The sequence below is a fragment of the Mesorhizobium denitrificans genome (assembly GCF_003403035.1).
Taxonomy (GTDB): domain Bacteria; phylum Pseudomonadota; class Alphaproteobacteria; order Rhizobiales; family Rhizobiaceae; genus Mesorhizobium_G; species Mesorhizobium_G denitrificans.
Genome location: NZ_QURN01000010.1, coordinates 164310 through 183170, shown reverse-complemented (window position 1 = coordinate 183170; position 18861 = coordinate 164310). Strand labels below are relative to the sequence as shown.

The window sequence follows — 18861 nt, the reverse complement described above, 5'->3', positions numbered from 1 at the left end:
CCGCGAACTCATAACGCGGGGTGGAGCAGCCCGGTAGCTCGTCAGGCTCATAACCTGAAGGCCGCAGGTTCAAATCCTGCCCCCGCAACCAAACTCTCATAAGCTATTCTTTTTGCAGCGACTTTTGTGAAGCCTTTGCTTAAGCCGTTACCGCGCAAAAAGCTAAAGTACCATTCTTGTACAAAAAATGGTGCTCATGATGCCAGCGCTACCTCAAGCCCGCATCCAAAACATCGGCTTCGCAGACCAGCCAAATTCCCCCACATATCGAAATAATCCCAGTCAGCTACCGCATCAAATGATGATCCGCACAATCAAGCCGTCCAGAAGAGCCGTCGCCGCAGCCCGATTCTCAGAATCATTTGGAGACGTCGCCGAGGCATCCACCTTGCGCTTGTAGATCTCTGCAAGGTCAGGATGCGGGATCACGGTATCTGGCTCTGGCGCCTCAGCAAGCTCAATCTCCAGCCGAGCCCGCTCGGCCTCAACGGCATCCATCTTCTCGTTCATGCTCGGATGGAAGATGTCGTCCGCAACACCGAGTACGACATCTGCGATTTCTTTGAGCATGCGGCAAGCGCCGCCGCAAAACCTGAACGCCTAGCCAGCGCTGCGTGACGCTTCCTTTGCAGTTCACGCTGAAACTCTACGATGAATGCGACTCCCAGCCCAGGCGCCATTATTTTGCCCGGGGCGATGTCAGGTTTGCGCCCATATTGGTCGTGACGTCGGATCGATGGATCGAAAAAAACGAACCTGGTTCTACCTCTTAGATCAAGATTGAAAATGGAGCGATCGCTTACAATGTTGCCCTGCCGCAGCTAGCCGAGCAGGTTGACACACTGATCTGGTGGATGCGCTAGTGCGAGAATGTGACTCCGGGCCGGCGGCGCGCTTCAATCAGCCATGCGTCGACGCGATCGACGCGCCGCCTTAATCTCAGCAATCCTGGCCGAGTCGTCGGGAAGGCTCAGATATCGTCCGCGCTCAAGAATTTCCAGCGTGTATTCGCGCCAGGTCAAACCAATGCTTGCGGCGCGTTCAAGGCGTCGCAGCACAGTGTCGCGCGGGATATTGCGCCATGCCGCATCGTGAGCGGCACGCCAGTAATAGTAGGTTCCGACAGGGCCTTTGCCCCAAGGCCGGGATGATCGCTCATTATCGAGCCGCGGCCCGCCGTTGTGGCCGCGTTTGGGCAAAGATGCGCCTTGGCCAAGGGTTTTCATGGACGGACGACCGCGACGAGATAGCTGCAGGCCTTACCGCCTTTGTTGCGAAAGGTGCAGTCGGTAGGCGCGCCGAGTTCGATGCTGTCGCCGGCATAAAGGTCGTGCGCGACATCCCCTTCGGTGAATGTCAACTCACCATCAAGCACAATGACGACTTGTCGAATAAAGGCAAAGGCGGAAGCGGGATAGGAGACAGACGCGCCGACCGGCATGTCAACGCGGACAAGGTCGAGCGGAAAGTCGGAGCCTGGCCCGGGCGCAATCTGGTTTCGAACGTAGCCCGTCGCTGGGTCTTGCCAGCGTGGATGCTCGCCAGCGCGCACGAGGCGCCCCGGGCGAGCGGCTTCTGCACGAGCCAGAAGCGCCGAAACGGTGAGCCCGAACGCACCGGAGAGCCGGCCGAGCAGGGAAGCGGTCGGACTGCTCTCGCCGCGCTCGACCTTGTTGATTTGGGCTCGTGATACTCCGGAACGCTGCGACAGTTCGGAGAGCGACCAGCCGCGTTGCTCGCGCTCGACGCGAATTCTCGTTCCCAGCAGGCTGTCGATCGTTTCAGGATCGATCATCATCTCGTCCTCCAAAGCCGTTCAGTTGAGTTCGTCCAGCACCCGATTTAGCTCGCGCCAGAGCGCCTCGGTCGGTTCGCATCCCACCGATAGCCGGACATAACCTTCTGCAACCTTGTCGCCCCATCGCGCGCGCCGCTCGGCCGAGGTGTGGACGCCGCCAAAGCTGGTCGATGCCACGATCAGGCTGGCGTCGGTTATGAACCGTTCTGCGGCCGTTGCGTCTGCAAGCGTCACCCCGACCAGTGTGCCGAAGTTCGTCATCTGCCGCTTGGCAATGTCGTGGCCCGGATCGGATGCCAGACCAGGATAGGTTACCGATTTGACGACTCGATGCGCCGAGAATCTGTCGGCAAGGACTGCGGCGGTCGTCGACATTCGTTCATAGCGGACCTCGAAGCTTTCCAGACCGCGGTGGACAAGCCAAGCTTCGAATGGCCCGGGAATGGCGCCGACAAGCTTACGCCAATCGAGTATCGGGTCGAGCAGTGCGGCGTCGCGGGTTGCGACGTGACCCATTAGCGCGTCGGAGTGACCGTTGATTGCCTTGGTGTCGGAAGCGACCACGATGTCTGCGCCGAGGTCCAGCGGCCGCTGGCCGAGTGGCGTCATTGTGGTGTTGTCGCAGACCATCAGTGCGCCGGCCTGTTTGGCGCGCGCGGCGATGTCAGCAAGATCGCAGATGTCCAGACTGGGATTGGAAGGCGTCTCGACATAGACCATGCGCAAACCGGCGAAGTCGCGGCTCGTGTAATCCAACGTCGAACACAGCTCGACCTTGATGCCGTGAGGCTCAAGGTATTTCTCGGCCAGAACGCGGGATGTATAGTAGCCATCGCTTGGCAGAAGCAGCCGGTCGCCGGATTTAAGATGGGCCATGAACACCGAGGCGACCGCCGCCATCCCTGATGGAAAGATCGCGACCTGCGCCGCTTCCAGCACCCCAAGCGCGCCTTCGAGGGCGTCCCAGGTCGGGTTGCTCCAACGGCCGTACTGATGCATGGCCTGCGGCGTGCCGGGGAGGAAGTATGAGCTTGCAAGCATCAGGCGCGCTGCAACGGGATCGCCTGGCAGCAGGCTCTCGGTTCGATGGTGAAGCATCCGTGCAACGATTGTGTCATCCCACTGGTCCATCACGACTCCGTCTCGTATGATTTGCATTTCATCTCATATGTGAGACAAAAAGGGCGCATGTCAACATATTTCCCGAATGAGCGGCGGGAGGTGTCGCGTCGATGCGCGGAAGTGGGCGAAGAAAGCGTGAGGCCGCAGATGATCAAAGTGCCTTTGGGGCATGGCTCGCGGCGCAGGAGAGCTAGGCTCAGGAGGGGGAAATAGCCCCTTTTTTGAGCAGGCTTGCCACAGTCCCGTGGGCCTTGAGGTGTGTCGCATCAATCATGATCCGCTCCGGCTTCGGCCCATGGCTCGCCAGCCCTGTGGAGATGCGGTCGAACACGCCTATGCGGCTCCAGCGGATGAAGCGGTTGTAGAGCGTCTTGTGCGGGCAATATCCCTTGGGCGCATCCTTCCACCGCAGGCCATGCTTGATCACATAGACGATGCCGCTCACCACACGCCGGTCGTCAACGCGCGGCACGCCATGCGCCAGCGGAAAATGTGGCGCAATCCGCGCCATGATTAACAGGTCCTGTGCCTATGCCACGCTTTGCTTGGCAGCGACCGTACATTGGAGATTTTACGAGCTGGCGAAATCCCTATCTGTTGTCCTTCTCGGGATTTGAGCCGTCCGCATTCTGGAACACATCCATGAAGCCAGGCACTGTCTCTTTACGCGCCCAGTCGCGCTGAAGTTCACAATAGAGCTGCGTCTTGCTGATCAGTTGGACACCGGCCTGCTCTATACGCCGAAGTGCTGCTTTATGCGCTTCAACGGAAGTGCCGCCGACGGCATCAGCGATGGCGTAAACTTCGTAGCCCTCTTTCAGAGCATCAAGCGCTGGGAAAGTAAGACATGCTTCCGTCCACAGCGCGGCCATGATGAGCTTCTTGCGGCCCGTTGCAACAACAGCCTTCTTGAATTCGACGTCTTCCCAGCTGTTGATCGATGTGCGGTCGTAAGTCGGATATGCGCCCAGTACCTTCATGACTGGCTCGATCGGCGGCTTGTTTACGCCGGTTGCGACGTTCACCGTCGAATGGACGATGGGAAGCTTGTAATTGATTGCGGCCATACAGGAATGGACGATGTTGAATACGAGTTCCTGTTTATCCATCGAGCGGATCGAACTCACCTGGATCGGCTGGTAGTCGATAATGACAAAGGCGGAGTTCTGCGGGGTAAGAAGATGATCCTTCACGGGATCGCGGATAGGTTCGCTGGCCAAATTGATCTCCTTCACTGTGACGTTGAGCAGTGGCTGTAGCCTCAGAACACCATCATGATGACAGCGTTCCAATACCTTAGAGCTTGCCGATCGACGTTGGCAGCCCCGAAAGATCGCAATTGAGCTTAGCTACAGGACTCATTGATCACAACCAGAAATGGAGAGGATACAGCTCCCAGACCTTTGCCGGCCAGTGCCACTGCGTTGCTTTCTTCGGGGCCAGCGCCTGAAAGGCCACTTTCCACGGCAATCACTCAGCATAAATCACTTGCCCCAAAATTGAACAAAAACTGGGGTTTAGCCCTTGGTCTTCCATGTCGGCAGAGCCAGATCGATAATTCGCATCGAATTAGCTTGCGTTTATTTTCAGCTCTCCGCCCTGAGCAACATGCCGAACAGGTCGCGCGGCTCGTCCGGGTCTGCAAGCAGGTCGAGTTCCTCGTAAAGCCCGGTTTTCTGCAACTGGTCGCGGACGTAGCGCAATGCGGAAAAGTCCTCTGTCGCAAAGCCAACACTGTCGAACAAGGTAATCTGTTTGGCGTTTGTCCTTCCGATGGCTTTGTCGGTCATCACCTTCCAGAGTTCAGTCACCGGATGATCCGGCGCGAGCTGCTGGATCTCGCCCTCGATACGTGTCTGTGGCGGGAATTCCACGAAGATGTCGGAGCGCAGAAGGATATCCTTGTGCAACTCGGTTTTGCCTGGGCAGTCACCGCCAACCGCGTTGATGTGGACCCCGCCTCCAACCATATTGTCAGTCAGAATAGTGGCATACTGCTTGTCAGCGGTAACTGTTGTAATGATGTCTACGCCCTCGACAGCTTCCTGCCCGCTGGTACAGATGGTGATGTCTAAACCCAAGCCGGCGAGGTTCCTTGCGCATTTTTCCGAGGCCGAGCGATCAATGTCATAGAGCCTTAACCGGTCGATGCCGAGCAATGCCTTGAAGGCCATTGCCTGAAACTCCGACTGTGCGCCGTTTCCGATGATAGCCATTGCCCGCGCATCCTTCCGCGCCAGGTACTTGGCGGCGACGGCAGAGGTGGCCGCGGTCCGCAGCGCGGTGAGGATTGTCATCTCGGAAAGTAGCATCGGATAGCCAGAGCCAACATCGGCCAGCACGCCGAAAGCCGTCACGGTCTGTCGCCCCTCGCGCATATTCTTCGGGTGACCGTTGACGTATTTGAAGCCATAGAGTTGGCCGTCGCTTGTTGGCATCAGCTCGATGACGCCGTCATGGCTGTGAGATGCCACGCGTGGCGTCTTGTCGAACAATTCCCAGCGCCGGAAGTCTTCTTCGATATAGCCGGCGAGTTCGGTCAGAAAACGCTCGACGCCGATGGTGAGTACCAGCCTCATCATGGAATCGACGCTTACGAAGGGGACGATTGCGAGGCGCGAAGGTTGGGTCATGATCAAAGGCTCCCGGAATGGCTGCGCGTTGGTCGATCCATGATGCGACGCCCCATCAGGCTGGCCGTCAGGTCGACCATAAGTGTCGCGGTGCGACCGCGTTCGTCGAGGAAGGGATTGAGTTCGACCAGGTCGAGGCTGGAGACGAGACCGCTGTCCGACAGCATCTCCATAGCGAGGTGCGCCTCACGGAAGGTGGCGCCGCCCGGCACTGTCGTTCCGACAGCAGGGGCTATCGATGGATCCAGGAAATCGACGTCAAGGCTGACATGCAGCAAACCGTTCTCGTCCGCCACACGCTTCAGGAAGGCCCTGAGCAGCGGCGCGATCCCGTATTCGTCGATGGCGCGCATATCGTGAACGGTCACGCCGGCCTCACAAAGGGCGCGGCGCTCAGCCGGGTCGACGCTGCGCAGGCCGAGCGTGCAGATGCGCGCCGGCTCGATTGCGACTGGCAGGTCCGGGAAGAAACCTGCGAAGCCGGGACGTCCACAGGCATAGGCAAGCGGCACACCGTGCAGATTTCCGCTCGTCGTGGAATCCAGGTTGTGGAAATCAGGATGGGCGTCGAGCCACAGAACGAAAAGCGGTCTGTCGTTTTCCTTTGCGCGGCGCGCCACGCCGGAAAGCGTGCCAGCAGAAATCGAATGGTCGCCGCCGAGGAAGATCGGCATCGCGCCGTCATCGGCGGCGCGATAGGCCGCCTCTGCGATCGCTGCAATCCAGGCGGATATCTGAGGGAGCGCTTTCAGTGATGCATTGCTATGGGGAGCGCTGTGGAAAGCCGCAGGCTGGACCGCGCCAAGATCCTCGACCTCGTGGCCAAGATCCTTGAGTGTGGTGACGATACCCGCAGTGCGCAATGCACTGGGCCCCATCTCGCATCCCATGCGCCCCGCGCCATCTTGCACCGGCGCACCTACTATCCTGCAATGCATAAGGTTCCCCCTCGAAGCTTTGCCAGAATTAAATCTGAAAAGCCGGCGAATTGAACAGAGTGAATTGGCAAATAGATATGGCTTGCTTATCAATATGGTGGCATTTTTGATCGAAATGGAAACCAAATGGATGCGCTCGACGAAAAGCTTGTAACGCTGCTGCGCCATGACGCCCGCAGGTCTATCTCCGACCTTGCGGTTGACCTCGGCGTTTCCCGTGCCACGGTCAGGGCGCGCATTGAGCGGCTGGAACGTCAAAGCGACATACTAGGCTACACTGTTATCTTGCGCGCTGATGCACTGGAGCAGCGAGTGCGTGGTATCACCATGATCGAAGTCGAAGGACACGCCGCCGACAAGGTAGTGCGAGCGCTGGGCGGATTTCCGGAGATTTCCGCGATTCACACCACCAACGGGCGCTGGGACCTTGTCGTAGAACTCAACACCGACACGCTGACACAATTCGATGCGGTGCTGCGCAAGATGCGTCTTATACCGGGTATTACCGGCAGTGAGACGTCGCTGTTGCTTGCCACCCCGCGATCCACCAAGGCGCGCCTGTGAAGGGAACATGCGCTTCGTCAGATATCAGCGTTTCCGGGACAACTGATCTTGTTCCGCCCGCTGATAGGCGCTTTCGCGGACCGGCCCAGTCGATTCCCTAATGATGAGGCTGGTCGGAAGCTCCAACTGTCGTGTCGCAGTGGGCTGGCCTCGCACACGCAGGATAAGGGTTTCCACTGCCGAACGAGCGCGCTGGACGATGTCGTGATGGACCGTCGTCAACGGTGGAAGAAGGCAGGTAGAGATAGGCAAGTCGTCGAAGCCAACGACCGAAATGTCCTCCGGCACACCCAGACCGGTTTCGGCGACAGCGCTCAAGACACCGATGGCAATCGTATCGTTGCCTGCAATGATGGCCGTTGGCGCCAGATCCGACTCTTGCAAAAGTCTGGAGGTAGCGATTTTCCCGCTTCTGGCGCTGTAGGCTGCATGGACGACCAGGGCAGGGTCATATTCGAGCCCTTTGGTTGATAACGCGGTCCGGTAGTACTCGATGCGCTGATCGGCGGCCGCGATGCCGGCCGGACCGAAGCTGACATAGGCTATACGCTCGTGGCCAAGGCCGGTGAGGTGGTCCACTATCTCCGCAAAAGCATTTTCAGTCTGGATCATGCTGGACACTTCACCGGGGTGGTTGATGCTGCCTATCAACACGACTGGAAATCCGGATTCCACGACGGCGAGCAGGTCGGCGTCACCTACGCGCGGGCTGATGACGAGGAGCCCGTCGACAGCGCCCTCATTAATCAGGTCGCGATAGGTCTTTTGCCCATCGTTCCCAATATAGTCGATCATCACCCTGTAGCCGTCCTCCCGGCTCTTGGCGATCACGGCTTGCAGCAGAAGGGCGATGAATCCGTCCACGGCGAGCAGAACGGGGTCTGTAACAACGATGCCCAATGTTTCGGTCCTGCCGCGCACTAGCATGCGCCCGGCGCGATTGGGCTGATAATTCAACTCTTTTGCCACCTCCAGCACGCGACTTCTGGTCTCTGGGCTGATCGAGACGGCAGTGGAGCCATTCAGAACGAGTGAAACGGTCGCCCGCGAGACACCAGCCTTGCTGGCGACATCGTAGCTCGTCACTTTTTTCATCGCCAAATCTCCATCTCATGGGGATACAATGCTTGACAATGATCAGTCAACATGGAAGATAACACGTGTTAGTCGTGAACTAAAACGTGTTATTAGTGATTTGCAGGCGCAACATGACAAGAATTGCGTCACTGGGAGGAAATTGCGTGTCTTCGCCAAAAATCGCGTTCATAGGCGCCGGATCGACAGTGTTCATGAAGAATATCGTCGGCGACGTGTTGCAGCGTCCGGCATTGGCCGGCGCGACGATCGCCTTGATGGACATCGATGCCCGGCGGCTGGAGGAGAGCGAGATCGTCGCCGGCAAGCTGGCCAGGACGCTGGGAGCCGGCATCAGGATCGAGACGCATTGCAACCAGAAAAAAGCGCTTGAGGGGGCCGACTTCGTCGTCGTCGCTTTTCAGATCGGCGGCTATGAACCGTGTACCGTCACCGACTTCGAGGTTCCGAAGAAATATGGCCTACGTCAGACTATTGCCGATACGCTCGGTGTCGGTGGCATCATGCGAGGCCTGCGCACGGTTCCGCATCTATGGTCGATCTGCGCGGACATGCTGGAGGTCTGCCCCAACGCCATCATGCTGCAGTACGTCAACCCGATGGCGATCAATACCTGGGCGATCGCGGAGAAGTACCCGGCCATCAAGCAGGTGGGCCTATGCCACTCGGTGCAGGGCACGGCAGAGGAGCTCGCCTATGATCTCGGCCTTCCGGTGGATGAAATCCGCTATCGGTCGGCCGGCATCAACCACGTGGCGTTCTTCCTCAAGTTCGAGCATCGTCAGGCGGACGGTAGTTATCGGGACCTCTATCCCGAGCTGCGGCGCGGCTATTCCGAGGGGCGCTATCCCAAGCCTAACCCGGTGCGGGCACGCTGTCCCAACAGGGTCCGCTACGAGATGCTGCGCCGGTTAGGCTATTTCGTCACCGAAAGCTCTGAACATTTTGCCGAATACACGCCCTGGTTCATCAAGGACGGGCGGCCTGACCTTATCGAGAAATTCGGCATTCCGCTGGATGAATATCCGACACGCTGCATTGAGCAGGTGGCGCGCTGGACGGGTATCGCAGACATCTATCGACAGGCTGAAACCATCGAGGTGATGAAAAGCAAGGAGTATGCCTCGGCGATCATGAACTCGGTGTGGACCGGCGAGCCGTCGGTGATCTACGGCAATGTGCGCAACAATTCCTGTATCACATCACTGCCGGCCAATTGTGTAGTGGAGGTGCCGTGCCTGGTCGATGCGTCAGGTATCCAGCCGACCCATGTCGGCGACCTGCCGCCGCAGTTGACGTCGCTGATGCGCACCAACATCAACGTGCAGGAGTTGACGGTCGCGGCGCTGCTAAATGAAAATCGCGAGCACCTCTATCACGCGGCGATGATGGACCCGCACACCGCCGCGGAACTCGATCTTGAGCAGATATGGAGCGTTGTGGACGACCTGCTTGCCGCTCATGGCGATTGGGTCCCGGAATGGGCACGACCGGCCAAGACGAAACGAGCGGCCTGAAAGGCCGTTCCATCTTCAACCATCTCATTTGTGGAGGAACCGAGATGAAACTGAACAGACGTGCTTGCCTATGGCTGATGGGCTCCGCGGTGCTGGCTGCCACGACAACGATGCCGGCTTTCGCCGCGGATGTCACGCTCAGCTATGCCATGTGGGATCAATCCCAACAGCCGACATTCCGCAAGATCGCCGATGCATTCGAGAAGAAAAATCCGGGCATCAAGATCGACATCCAGATCACGCCCTTTTCGAAATACTGGACCAAGCTGCAGACCGAGGCAGCGAACGATGCGCTGCCGGACGTGTTCTGGATGAATCCATTCAATTTCCCGCTCTACGCCTCGCAGGGAATGCTTCAACCGATCGATGAGAAGGCCACGGCGAGCGGCTTCGATGTCAGCGCCATTCCGCAGCCGATGCGCGCCATCTACAGCTATGACGGCAAGCTCTACTCGCTGCCCAATAACCGCGATGCGCTCGTCGTCTGGTACAACAGGAAGCTGTTCAAGGATGCAGGAGTGGCCGAGCCGAAAGACGGCTGGAGCTGGACCGATTTCCAGACAGCGGCAAAATCCCTTACGAAAGCCGACGCCGGTATTTGGGGCACGGCGGTCTCGCTCGACTTCCGCGGCAATGTCCTAAATTCGGTCTATCAAGCCGGGGGCACCATCTTGTCCGAAGATCGGAAGAGGGCTCAGTGGAATACGAAGGAAGCGGCGGAAGGCGTTCAATACTGGGTCGATATCATCAAAGCTGGCTCCAGCCCGACACTTGAGCAATTGGCCTCGACGGACGCAAATAGCATGTTCCTGTCAGGCAAGGTTGCCATGCTCCAGACTGGCTCCTGGATGGGGGTCACCTTCGCCGACTCGAAATTGGCGAAAGACGAAGACCTGGCTGTTATCACGCTGCCGAAGGGACCGAAGAACGGTGCCTCCTCGACATCCTCGCTGGGCAATATGATCAGTGCGACGGCCAAGCATCCCGAGGAAAGCTACAAGTTCGTGGAATTTCTCGGCTCCAAGGAGGCGGCGGACATATACACACGCGCTGGTATCGCGCTGTCGGCGTATCCCGAGTTCGACAAGAACTTCATCGATCATTTTGCCAAGGCTTTCGATGCGGCGCCGATCGCCAGGCAGATCGCCGATACCTTTCCAATGCCTGTCTCACTCAATTCGTCGGTCTGGCTGAAAGCGACCAGTACAGCGCTGACCGGTATCTTCACCGGCAAGGAAAGTGTAGAGGACGGCCTCAAGAAGCTGCAGACAGTGATGCAGGAGGCCCTCGACGCCGAGGCGTCATTGTGACGGATACGGTCGCGCCCAGGTTGAGATCGGTGGCAAATGGAGCCAAGTCTTCGTGCTTCGCGCTGTCTGAACGACAGCGCGAAGCATTGACGGGCTATCTTTTCATTCTCCCGCTTTTCCTGGGCGCAGCCGTCCTTTTTTTCTATCCGATTTTGCGCAGCTTCGAACTGTCCTTCATGCAGACCGGCGTCTTCAAAGGAGAAACCTTCGTCGGCCTTAAGCACTACCGCCATCTGATGGACGATCCGAAGATGTGGCAGGCGATGGTCAATTCAATGATCTACGCTCTCGTCGGATTGCTTGAGGTTCCGCTGGCGATTTTTTTCGCCTCGCTGCTGAACACGCCTGGACTGCGATTCCTGAGCTTCTACCGTGTGCTGTTCTTTCTTCCGGTTGTCACCATGCCGACAGCCGTTGGTATGGTCTGGCAACTTCTCTACAATGTCGATTACGGACCGATAAATCAGGGCCTGGCGCTGGCGGGCTTTCCACCGGTTTCATGGCTTACGCAGCCGGTGATCGTCATCGTCGCGGTAGCCGCAGTCGGCATCTGGTCCGGTCTCGGCCAGAGCATCATACTCATCCTTTCGGGCTTGCAGACGGTGCCGCCGGATCTGCATGAGGCGGCCGAGATGGATGGTGCGGGGCCGCTGCAACGCTTCTTCCGCATCACCCTGCCGATGATTTCTCCGACCATCTTCCTGGTGGCGGTTCTGAACGTCATCAAATCGCTGCAGGTCTTCGACCTGATCTATATCATGGTGGGACCGAAGAATCCGGTGTTCGACCAGGCGCAGACCATCGTTACCTATTTCTTCGAGGTCGGTTTCGTCGAACATGACCGCGGATATGCCGCCGCAATTGTCATCAGCCTTCTCGCGATGATCATGATGGTGACGGGCCTTCAATTCTACCTTCAGAAGAAGTGGGTGCACTATGGCTAGGGTGCGGTCCTCAGAGAGCGTTCGGGCACACCTTGCCGTTCATGCGGTGCTCATCATCAGCGCACTGGCCATGGTCTTTCCCTTTTTCTGGCAGGTGATGACGACGTTCAAGACGCAAACGGAGGCATTGCAGGTGCCGCCGCAGCTCTTGCCCGCCACGTTCGGCTTCGACGCCTACAGGCAGGTGCTGCAGCGCATTCCCTTCGTCGATATGTTTAACAATTCGGTGCTGTCGGTAGTGACGCGCACGGTGGCGCAACTCATCTTCTGCTCAATGGCAGGTTACGCTTTTGCGCGGCTGCGTTTCCCGTTTCGCGGCACGCTTTTCGTGATGCTGCTGGCGATCATGATGGTGCCGCGCGAAATTTATCTGATACCGCAGACCGAAATCATGAAATCGGTCGGCCTGCTCGACACCGTGACCGCCATGATCGCGCCCGGCCTGTTCAGCGCATTCGGCACTTTCCTGATGCGGCAGTTCTTCCTGACGCTTCCTGAATCGCTTGCTGAGGCAGCGCGGCTGGACGGAGCGAACCGGTTCCAGGTCTTCTACCTGATCATGCTGCCATTGGCGAAACCCGGTCTCATTGCCCTTGCTATCTTTACCGCCCTGTGGACGTGGAACGAATTGCTCTGGCCACTGGTAATCATCTCCACCTCGTCCAACCTTAATCTGTCGGCGGGCATTTCGACGCTGAGCGGCGAATATGTAACCGATTATCCGATGCTGATGGCTGGCTCCCTGATGGCTGAATTGCCTATGATTGTTTTGTTCCTGGTCCTCCAGAAGCGGTTCATCGAGGGCATCGCCACTACCGGCATGAAATAGGAGAGCGTGATGCAGCCGCGCAGGCCAAATATCCTGATCTTCATGACGGATCAGCAGAATGCCAGCACGATTGCAGACGGCTCGGGGTGCCGGGCGCGGACGCCGCATCTGGATCGGTTTCGCGACAGGGCAGTCACTTTTTCAAAGGCCTTTGCGCCTTCACCGCATTGCTGTCCATCACGCGCCAGTTTTTTCACGGGAACCTTGCCGTCCGAGCACGGCGTCTGGAACAACGTTAACGTCGCCAACGCTCTGTCACGCGGTCCGCGTCCCGGAATACCGTTCTGGTCGAGAGCGCTTGCGGAAGCTGGCTACGACATGGGTTTCGCCGGTAAGTGGCACGTCAGCAATTCGACAGGCCCTTCGGCCTTCGGATGGAGCGAGTTGACCACTCCATCTGTTCCGGGTGCAGGCCTCGATCTCGACGCCCAACGCGCTGAAGCGCGCCGGCGCGAGTTGACGAGACTGGCAGAACGCCCCGACAGCGAGGCCACGGTGCGGGTCCGAGGCGAAATCCAGCGCCCCGGTTGGCCGCGATATCTCCACTACGGAATCGACGAGGACCCGTTCGGTGATCGCGACGTGGTTGAGCGTGGGGTCGATTTCATTCGCTCCCGGCTCTCGGAGCAGCCGTGGTGCCTCTACGTCGGAACACTTGGGCCTCACGACCCCTATATGCCGCCGCGTCGCTTTCTTGACCTCTACGATCGCGAGAAAATTTTCCTGCCTGCCAATTTCGATGATCCGATGGCAGACAAGCCAGCGCTTTACCGGCGTACACGTGCCCGTTTCGATCAGCTCTCGCGGGAAGAGCAACGCGATGCGCTGCTCCACTATATGGCCTTCTGCAGCTATGAAGACGAACTGTTCGGAAAGCTCCTTGCCGCATTGGATGACACCGGCCAGACGGAAGATACTATCGTCGTCTTTCTTTCGGACCACGGGGATTATGCGGGCGAGCACGGCTTGTGGGGCAAGGGTCTGCCGTGTTTTCAATCGGCTTATGCGATACCCCTGGTGATTGGCGGCCGGTCCCTGGATGCAACGCTTGCAGGGACCAACTGCGATTGTCCGATCACCCTTGCCGATCTGGGGCCGACTCTGTGCGATCTCGCCGGCAGCGTGAAGGCAGAGCGAATGACCGGTCGATCCTTTGGCCCCTGGCTGGCCGGCCTAGCTCGCTGCCCCGAACCCCAACCTGTCTTTTTTCAGTCAAATGGTAATGAGGTCTACGGGATTCAGCGCATTGTCGTAAGTGGCGCGTGGAAACTCGTCTACAACGCATTCGATTACGATGAACTCTACAATCTTGCCGACGATCCGGGCGAAACGCGCAACCTGATCGCATCGGCTCCCATCCGCAAGGTCGGGGCAGGGCCGCTCGATCATGTTCCGTCAGAGTTTCGCGACATTGTGCGGGATCTTTACCGGCAGATCTGGGATTTTGCGATTGCCCATCAGGACGACATCTTCGATCCCTACATCCTGACCGCGATGGGTACGTTCGGGCCGCAACCCGCAGCACGGTTTGCAATCGCCGGGGAGTCCTGACTTGCCATCCAAGGTGAAGACGGATTGCTGCGCACCCTCTCGGGCGGGACCTGTAATCAGATCCAAGTTGGGGGGTGGCACTTCTGCAGGCCAACTGCGTCACGACGACGTCGCCCTTGCCGGCGGCCTGTTTCTGATGGGAGATTCCTTCGGCGAAGGTTATGCCGCAGATGGCGAAGGTCCGGTCCATGAGGTGGTGATCGATCCGTTTCGCATCGACGCGACTTGCGTGACTGTGACGCAATTCGCCGCTTTCGTCGAGGCGACCGGTTATCGTACCGATGCCGAACGGTACGGCATTTCCGCAGTTTTCGTACATGCGGCTGCCGCGGATCGCGCCGACATCCTCGGGTTCTATGGCGCCGCATGGTGGCTGGCTATTCGGGGAGCCGACTGGCGCCATCCTTGCGGTCCGCACTCCGATGCTGCCGATATGCCTGATCATCCGGTCGTTCAGGTCAGCCACAACGACGCACTGGCTTACTGCATATGGGCCGGGCGTGATCTCCCGACTGAAGCGGAATGGGAATATGCCGCACGTGGCGGCTTGGCTTCGCAGCGCTATCCCTGGGGTGATGAGTTGGTTCCGGGCGGTGTCCACCAGACCAATATTTGGCAAGGCTGCTTTCCGGAGCAGAACACGGCTGAGGACGGTTACCTCGCAACGGCCCCTGCCAAATCCTACGCGCCCAATGACTATGGGCTCTACCAAATGGTCGGCAATGTATGGGAATGGTGTGCCGACTGGTTCGACGCAGGCTATTATTCACGCGCACGCCGCAACAATCCTTGCGGACCGAACGCAGGGGTCGCCCGCGTTATGCGCGGTGGCTCGTATCTTTGCCACGCCTCCTATTGCAATCGATACCGCGTAGCGGCCCGCAGCTCCAACACTCCTGATTCCGCCAGCGGCAATCTGGGCTTTCGAACCGTCGCGCGATCTACACCTGCCACCCAGAAAGAAAATTGACCCATGGGGCTGCAATTGCAAATCGCACTTCTGAGGGAAGGCGTCTGGCATTGGTTGGGTGTCGTGAAGAGTGAGCGATACCGTCCCGAGAGACACTATATGCGAGGACCGGGCCCCGCGACGCTGCGTGGGACGGCGAATGAAGAAGCCGATCCTAAGCACAATACCGAAAAGCGGATTTGATGCGGGCACCGGCTGCCCGATGAGCGGCGGCGGCCCACCTGACGAGAGGGAAGCATGATGGGTAACATCGTTCTCAGCAAAGTGAAGAAGTCGTTCGGCCCGGTGACGGTCATTCCCCAAGTAGACCTCGACATTGCCGACGGCGAGTTCGTCGTCTTCGTCGGTCCGTCCGGCTGCGGCAAGTCAACGCTGCTCAGGCTGATCGCGGGGCTGGAGGACACGACATCGGGCTCGATCATGATCGACGGCCGCGACGTCACGGACGAGGCGCCCGCCAAACGCAAGCTCGCAATGGTGTTCCAGTCCTACGCGCTCTATCCGCACATGACGGTCGCGAAGAATATCGCCTTTCCGCTGAGGATGGCTGGCGAGAGCGCCGACGTCATCGACAAGAAGGTCAAGGACGCGGCGCGCGTGCTTAACCTGACCAACTACCTTGAGCGGCGGCCCGGCCAGCTGTCGGGTGGTCAGCGCCAGCGCGTCGCCATCGGTCGCGCCATCGTGCGCCAACCCACCGCCTTCCTGTTCGACGAACCTCTGTCCAACCTCGACGCGGCGTTGCGCGGCACCATGCGGCTAGAGATTTCCGAACTGCACCAGCAACTCAAGACCACCATGATCTACGTCACCCATGACCAGGTGGAAGCCATGACCATGGCTGACAAGATAGTCGTGCTGAACGCCGGCAACATCGAACAGGTTGGCTCGCCGATGGAACTCTACCAGACGCCGAAGAACCTGTTCGTCGCCGGATTCATCGGCTCGCCGAAGATGAATTTCATCGAGGGTGCCGCAGCGGCCAAGCAGGGTGCCAAGACTGTTGGCATCCGCCCCGAGCATATCGCCATCTCGACCACGGCCGGCGACTGGAGGGGCAAGGTCGGCGTCGCCGAACATCTCGGCTCCGACACCTTTATCCACGTCCAGACCGAGGAGCACGGCACTATCAACGTGCGTGCCGGTGGCGACGTTGTCGTCCGCAACGGTGATAGCGTCTACCTGACGCCCGACGTCAAGCGGCTGCACCGCTTCGGGTCGGACGGAAATTTCATGAGACCCCATGCTGGTTTTCATCTGGCCGATTGATCGTCGGGCCATGAGCAGTCCCTCCACCATTGCGTCGATCAATCGTCCTCCGGGTTCGATCGCTTGACAGATTGTATGTTATCATTAAGAACCATGCGCCAAGGAGGAGATCATGACGACGACACCGATCCTTCAGTTTGGAACAAGCCGATTCCTGCAGGCGCATGTCGACCTTTTTGTTTCTGAAGCGCTTGCACGCGGCGAGGCTTTGGGCACGATCACGCTTGTGCAATCGAGCGGCGACCCTGCTCGGCGCAGCCGCCTGGAGGCGCTGGCAGCGCCCGGTGGCTTTCCGGTGCGCATCGAAGGCCTTGAAGACGGTCGCGCATCAGCGCGCGAGGTCCGCGTGAACTCGGTGGTTCGCGCACTGGCGACGGAGACGGACTGGCCCGAGGTCGCACGCATAGCGGCAGAAGAGGCCGAGATTATCGTGTCGAACACCGGTGACTCCGGCTGGGCGGCGCGTCCCGAAGACGACGCTTTGGATTTCAGGCAGGGAATGTCCTATCCAGCCAAGCTGCGGCAACTCCTTCTGGCTCGGTTCCGGGCCGGTGGCCGTTGCATCGTTGTCATGCCCACCGAACTTGTGGCCCGCAATGGCGATCGTCTGCGCTCAAGGGTTCTTGAGCTCGCAGGAGATGGCGAGTTTGCGGAATGGATCGGCAGCCACGTCGTCTTCGCCAATTCACTTGTCGACCGAATTGTTTCTCAGCCTCTCGAACCGGCCGGCGCGGTTGCCGAGCCCTATGCGTTGTGGGCAATCGAGGAGAAGGAAGGACTGATCTTGCCCTGCCGGCACCCAGCGGTCGAAATCGTTGCCGACCTTGGCCGCATCGAGCGACTGAAGCTCCATATTCTCAACCTCGGCCATAGCTACATGGTTGCGAACTGGCTGAGGCGACATGGGCTGGATGACGCGCTAGTCCGCGACGAGATGGCCGATCCCGCGACCCGCGCCGATCTGGAAGATCTTTATGCTCGGGAAGTGCTTCCCGTTTTTGCTGCAGCGGGACAAGGCGACGAGGCGCGTCACTATGTCGAGACTACGCTCGATCGTTTCGCGAATCCCTTTCTGGCTCATCGGTTGTCTGACATTGCGCAGAACCATGCGGAAAAGGTTCAGCGCAGAATCGCGGCTTTCCTCGATTGGAGCGAGCAACTTGGCGTCGGCGCAATGCAACGCCACCTGCGTGACGTCGTAACGCAGACGGAGATGGCAGCGACATGAAGCGCAATCACGCGGGCCGCACCGAAGTCGCGGTGACGGCGCCCTGTTATCCGGCTCTGCTCATGCGAGCGCGTGAATCCGCAATGACGACAATAGCGTTTGCTTCGACGTAGCCAGGTGATCGCGCGCGGCGGCCAGCGCGCCGGCTTCGTCGCGTCGTGTCAGCGCATCGATGAGCCTGAGGTGTTCGGCGACCGCCGCTTCATTGCGTTCGCGCTCGTCCTTTTTGTCCCACTGATAATGGTAGTGAAAGATCAACGCGATCACCTTTTGGAATTCGGCCACGAAACGGTTGGAAACCACGCTGCCGATCGCGGTATGGAAACGCTCGTCCAGCAGCGAAAAATCGTGGAAGCGCGTGTCGATTTGTCTGGCAAGGTTGCGATGTTCGGCTTCGAGAGCCGAGAGTTCGGACCAGATCGCATTTTCCGCCGGCATCGTGACCAGATGCGACACCGCATTCAGTTCAAGCATAATCCGAAAATCAGACAGTTCGATTGCGAAGTCGCGGGTAAAGCCGACCAGCTCCCAGCCGCCTTTCGGACGCCTGCGCACGAGGCCAAACCGACTGAGCGACGCCAGGAATTCCTGCAGGCTGTAAGCGGGGACTCCAAAGTTTCGCGCCAACTCAGTGACGTTTAGCTGCGTGCCGGGTGCGATGTCGAAACGCAGGATCCAATCGAGGAACTGACGCTCAAGTTCCTCAGCGGACACCGGTGCTGATTCAACCGCAACGCGGTCTTTATCGGACGGACGCCGCAGCAACGTTTTGTCGCGACCCTGCCAGGCGATAATCTTTCGGTCCGCAAGGCGCTCTAGAGCCGTGCGCACAATGGTGCGGCTGACATCGAGATGAGCGGCCAACGGGTGTTCGGCCGGTAGGCGCTCTCCGGGCTCAAGCGTCGCGCAATAATCCAGCATTCGATTGAACGCGTCGCGAAAGCGGTCGTCCGTGCGGGCCAATTCTGCTTGCTCCTGTTACGACGCAAGCAATAGCACGCCGGTCGAATTGTCGACAATCATTAAAAACAATTGACAGGTGAGAACATCCCGCGCATTTCTGCATTTAATAATATTAGACCGTATCGGGAGG

The 18861-nt window shown here is 58.8% G+C and carries 18 protein-coding genes, 1 tRNA gene and 1 pseudogene; 10 read left to right on the top strand and 10 right to left on the bottom strand.

The genetic code is table 11. The features are described 5' to 3' along the window. Positions 1-14 precede the first annotated feature (14 nt). Positions 15-91 (top strand) — tRNA-Met (locus DY251_RS14375). Positions 92-294: 203 nt separating this feature from the next. On the opposite strand, the gene DY251_RS14370 is transcribed toward DY251_RS14375, so the two are convergent. The 8 genes and pseudogenes from DY251_RS14370 to rocF form a co-directional block, all read right to left on the bottom strand. Further along, entirely contained in the window at positions 295-570 is a 276-nt protein-coding gene (locus tag DY251_RS14370; RefSeq protein ID WP_116624594.1) for a hypothetical protein, read from the bottom strand. A 326-nt stretch (positions 571-896) separates the two neighbouring features. Further along, positions 897-1226 (bottom strand): hypothetical protein, encoded by a 330-nt coding sequence (locus DY251_RS14365; protein WP_116624593.1) that lies wholly within the window; start codon positions 1224-1226, stop codon positions 897-899. After that, the gene (locus DY251_RS14360) at positions 1223-1798 is read right to left on the bottom strand and encodes a helix-turn-helix domain-containing protein (protein WP_116624592.1); all 576 of its coding nucleotides are present in this window, start codon (positions 1796-1798) and stop codon (positions 1223-1225) included. The genes DY251_RS14365 and DY251_RS14360 overlap by 4 nt, the downstream gene beginning before the upstream one ends. 18 nt (positions 1799-1816) lie before the next feature. Continuing rightward, on the bottom strand, positions 1817-2956 hold the full coding sequence (locus tag DY251_RS14355; RefSeq protein ID WP_245415968.1) for a cystathionine gamma-lyase: 1140 nt from the start codon (positions 2954-2956) through the stop codon (positions 1817-1819). A 178-nt stretch (positions 2957-3134) separates the two neighbouring features. Then, positions 3135-3431: pseudogene (locus DY251_RS14350) on the bottom strand (transposase); the annotation flags it as partial. A gap of 79 nt (positions 3432-3510) precedes the next feature. Beyond that, positions 3511-4140: a hydrolase gene (locus DY251_RS14345; RefSeq protein ID WP_116624616.1), complete on the bottom strand. Its 630-nt coding sequence runs from the start codon at positions 4138-4140 to the stop codon at positions 3511-3513. Positions 4141-4506: 366 nt separating this feature from the next. Beyond that, positions 4507-5553 (bottom strand): ornithine cyclodeaminase, encoded by a 1047-nt coding sequence (locus DY251_RS14340; protein WP_116624590.1) that lies wholly within the window; start codon positions 5551-5553, stop codon positions 4507-4509. Between the two features lie 2 nt (positions 5554-5555). Next, positions 5556-6491, bottom strand: coding sequence for an arginase (rocF, locus tag DY251_RS14335; RefSeq protein WP_116624615.1), 936 nt, complete (start codon positions 6489-6491; stop codon positions 5556-5558). Positions 6492-6617: 126 nt separating this feature from the next. On the opposite strand from rocF, the gene DY251_RS14330 reads away from it, so the two are divergent. Then, positions 6618-7055 carry an Lrp/AsnC family transcriptional regulator gene (locus tag DY251_RS14330; RefSeq protein WP_116624589.1) on the top strand — a complete coding sequence of 146 codons (438 nt, stop codon included), beginning with the start codon at positions 6618-6620 and terminating at the stop codon, positions 7053-7055. A gap of 24 nt (positions 7056-7079) precedes the next feature. Here DY251_RS14330 and DY251_RS14325 read toward each other — a convergent pair whose 3' ends face one another. Continuing rightward, a complete protein-coding gene (locus tag DY251_RS14325; RefSeq protein ID WP_116624588.1) occupies positions 7080-8150 on the bottom strand; it encodes a LacI family DNA-binding transcriptional regulator in 1071 nt (356 codons plus the stop codon). A gap of 113 nt (positions 8151-8263) precedes the next feature. Between DY251_RS14325 and melA the strand changes: the two genes are divergently transcribed. From melA to DY251_RS14280, 8 genes are all read left to right on the top strand, one after another. After that, positions 8264-9667, top strand: coding sequence for an alpha-glucosidase/alpha-galactosidase (gene melA / locus DY251_RS14320; RefSeq protein WP_116624587.1), 1404 nt, complete (start codon positions 8264-8266; stop codon positions 9665-9667). Positions 9668-9711: 44 nt separating this feature from the next. Then, positions 9712-10977 (top strand): ABC transporter substrate-binding protein, encoded by a 1266-nt coding sequence (locus DY251_RS14315; RefSeq protein WP_158553259.1) that lies wholly within the window; start codon positions 9712-9714, stop codon positions 10975-10977. Between the two features lie 29 nt (positions 10978-11006). Next, entirely contained in the window at positions 11007-11921 is a 915-nt protein-coding gene (locus tag DY251_RS14310; protein WP_199498833.1) for a carbohydrate ABC transporter permease, read from the top strand. Beyond that, the gene (locus DY251_RS14305) at positions 11914-12750 is read left to right on the top strand and encodes a carbohydrate ABC transporter permease (protein ID WP_116624585.1); all 837 of its coding nucleotides are present in this window, start codon (positions 11914-11916) and stop codon (positions 12748-12750) included. Before DY251_RS14310 ends, DY251_RS14305 begins: the two co-directional genes overlap by 8 nt. A gap of 9 nt (positions 12751-12759) precedes the next feature. Continuing rightward, positions 12760-14301, top strand: a complete 1542-nt coding sequence (locus tag DY251_RS14300) for a sulfatase family protein (protein ID WP_116624584.1) — start codon at positions 12760-12762, stop codon at positions 14299-14301. Positions 14302-14368: 67 nt separating this feature from the next. Beyond that, entirely contained in the window at positions 14369-15271 is a 903-nt protein-coding gene (locus DY251_RS14295; RefSeq protein WP_245415967.1) for a formylglycine-generating enzyme family protein, read from the top strand. 240 nt (positions 15272-15511) lie between these two features. Further along, positions 15512-16540: an ABC transporter ATP-binding protein gene (locus tag DY251_RS14285; RefSeq protein WP_116624613.1), complete on the top strand. Its 1029-nt coding sequence runs from the start codon at positions 15512-15514 to the stop codon at positions 16538-16540. A gap of 112 nt (positions 16541-16652) precedes the next feature. Next, positions 16653-17768, top strand: a complete 1116-nt coding sequence (locus DY251_RS14280) for a mannitol dehydrogenase family protein (RefSeq protein ID WP_116624581.1) — start codon at positions 16653-16655, stop codon at positions 17766-17768. Positions 17769-17828: 60 nt separating this feature from the next. Here the strand turns inward: DY251_RS14280 and DY251_RS14275 are convergent, their stop codons facing one another. After that, complete coding sequence (locus DY251_RS14275; RefSeq protein WP_116624580.1) at positions 17829-18731, bottom strand: GntR family transcriptional regulator; 903 nt, start codon at positions 18729-18731, stop codon at positions 17829-17831. Between the last annotated feature and the right edge of the window lie 130 nt (positions 18732-18861).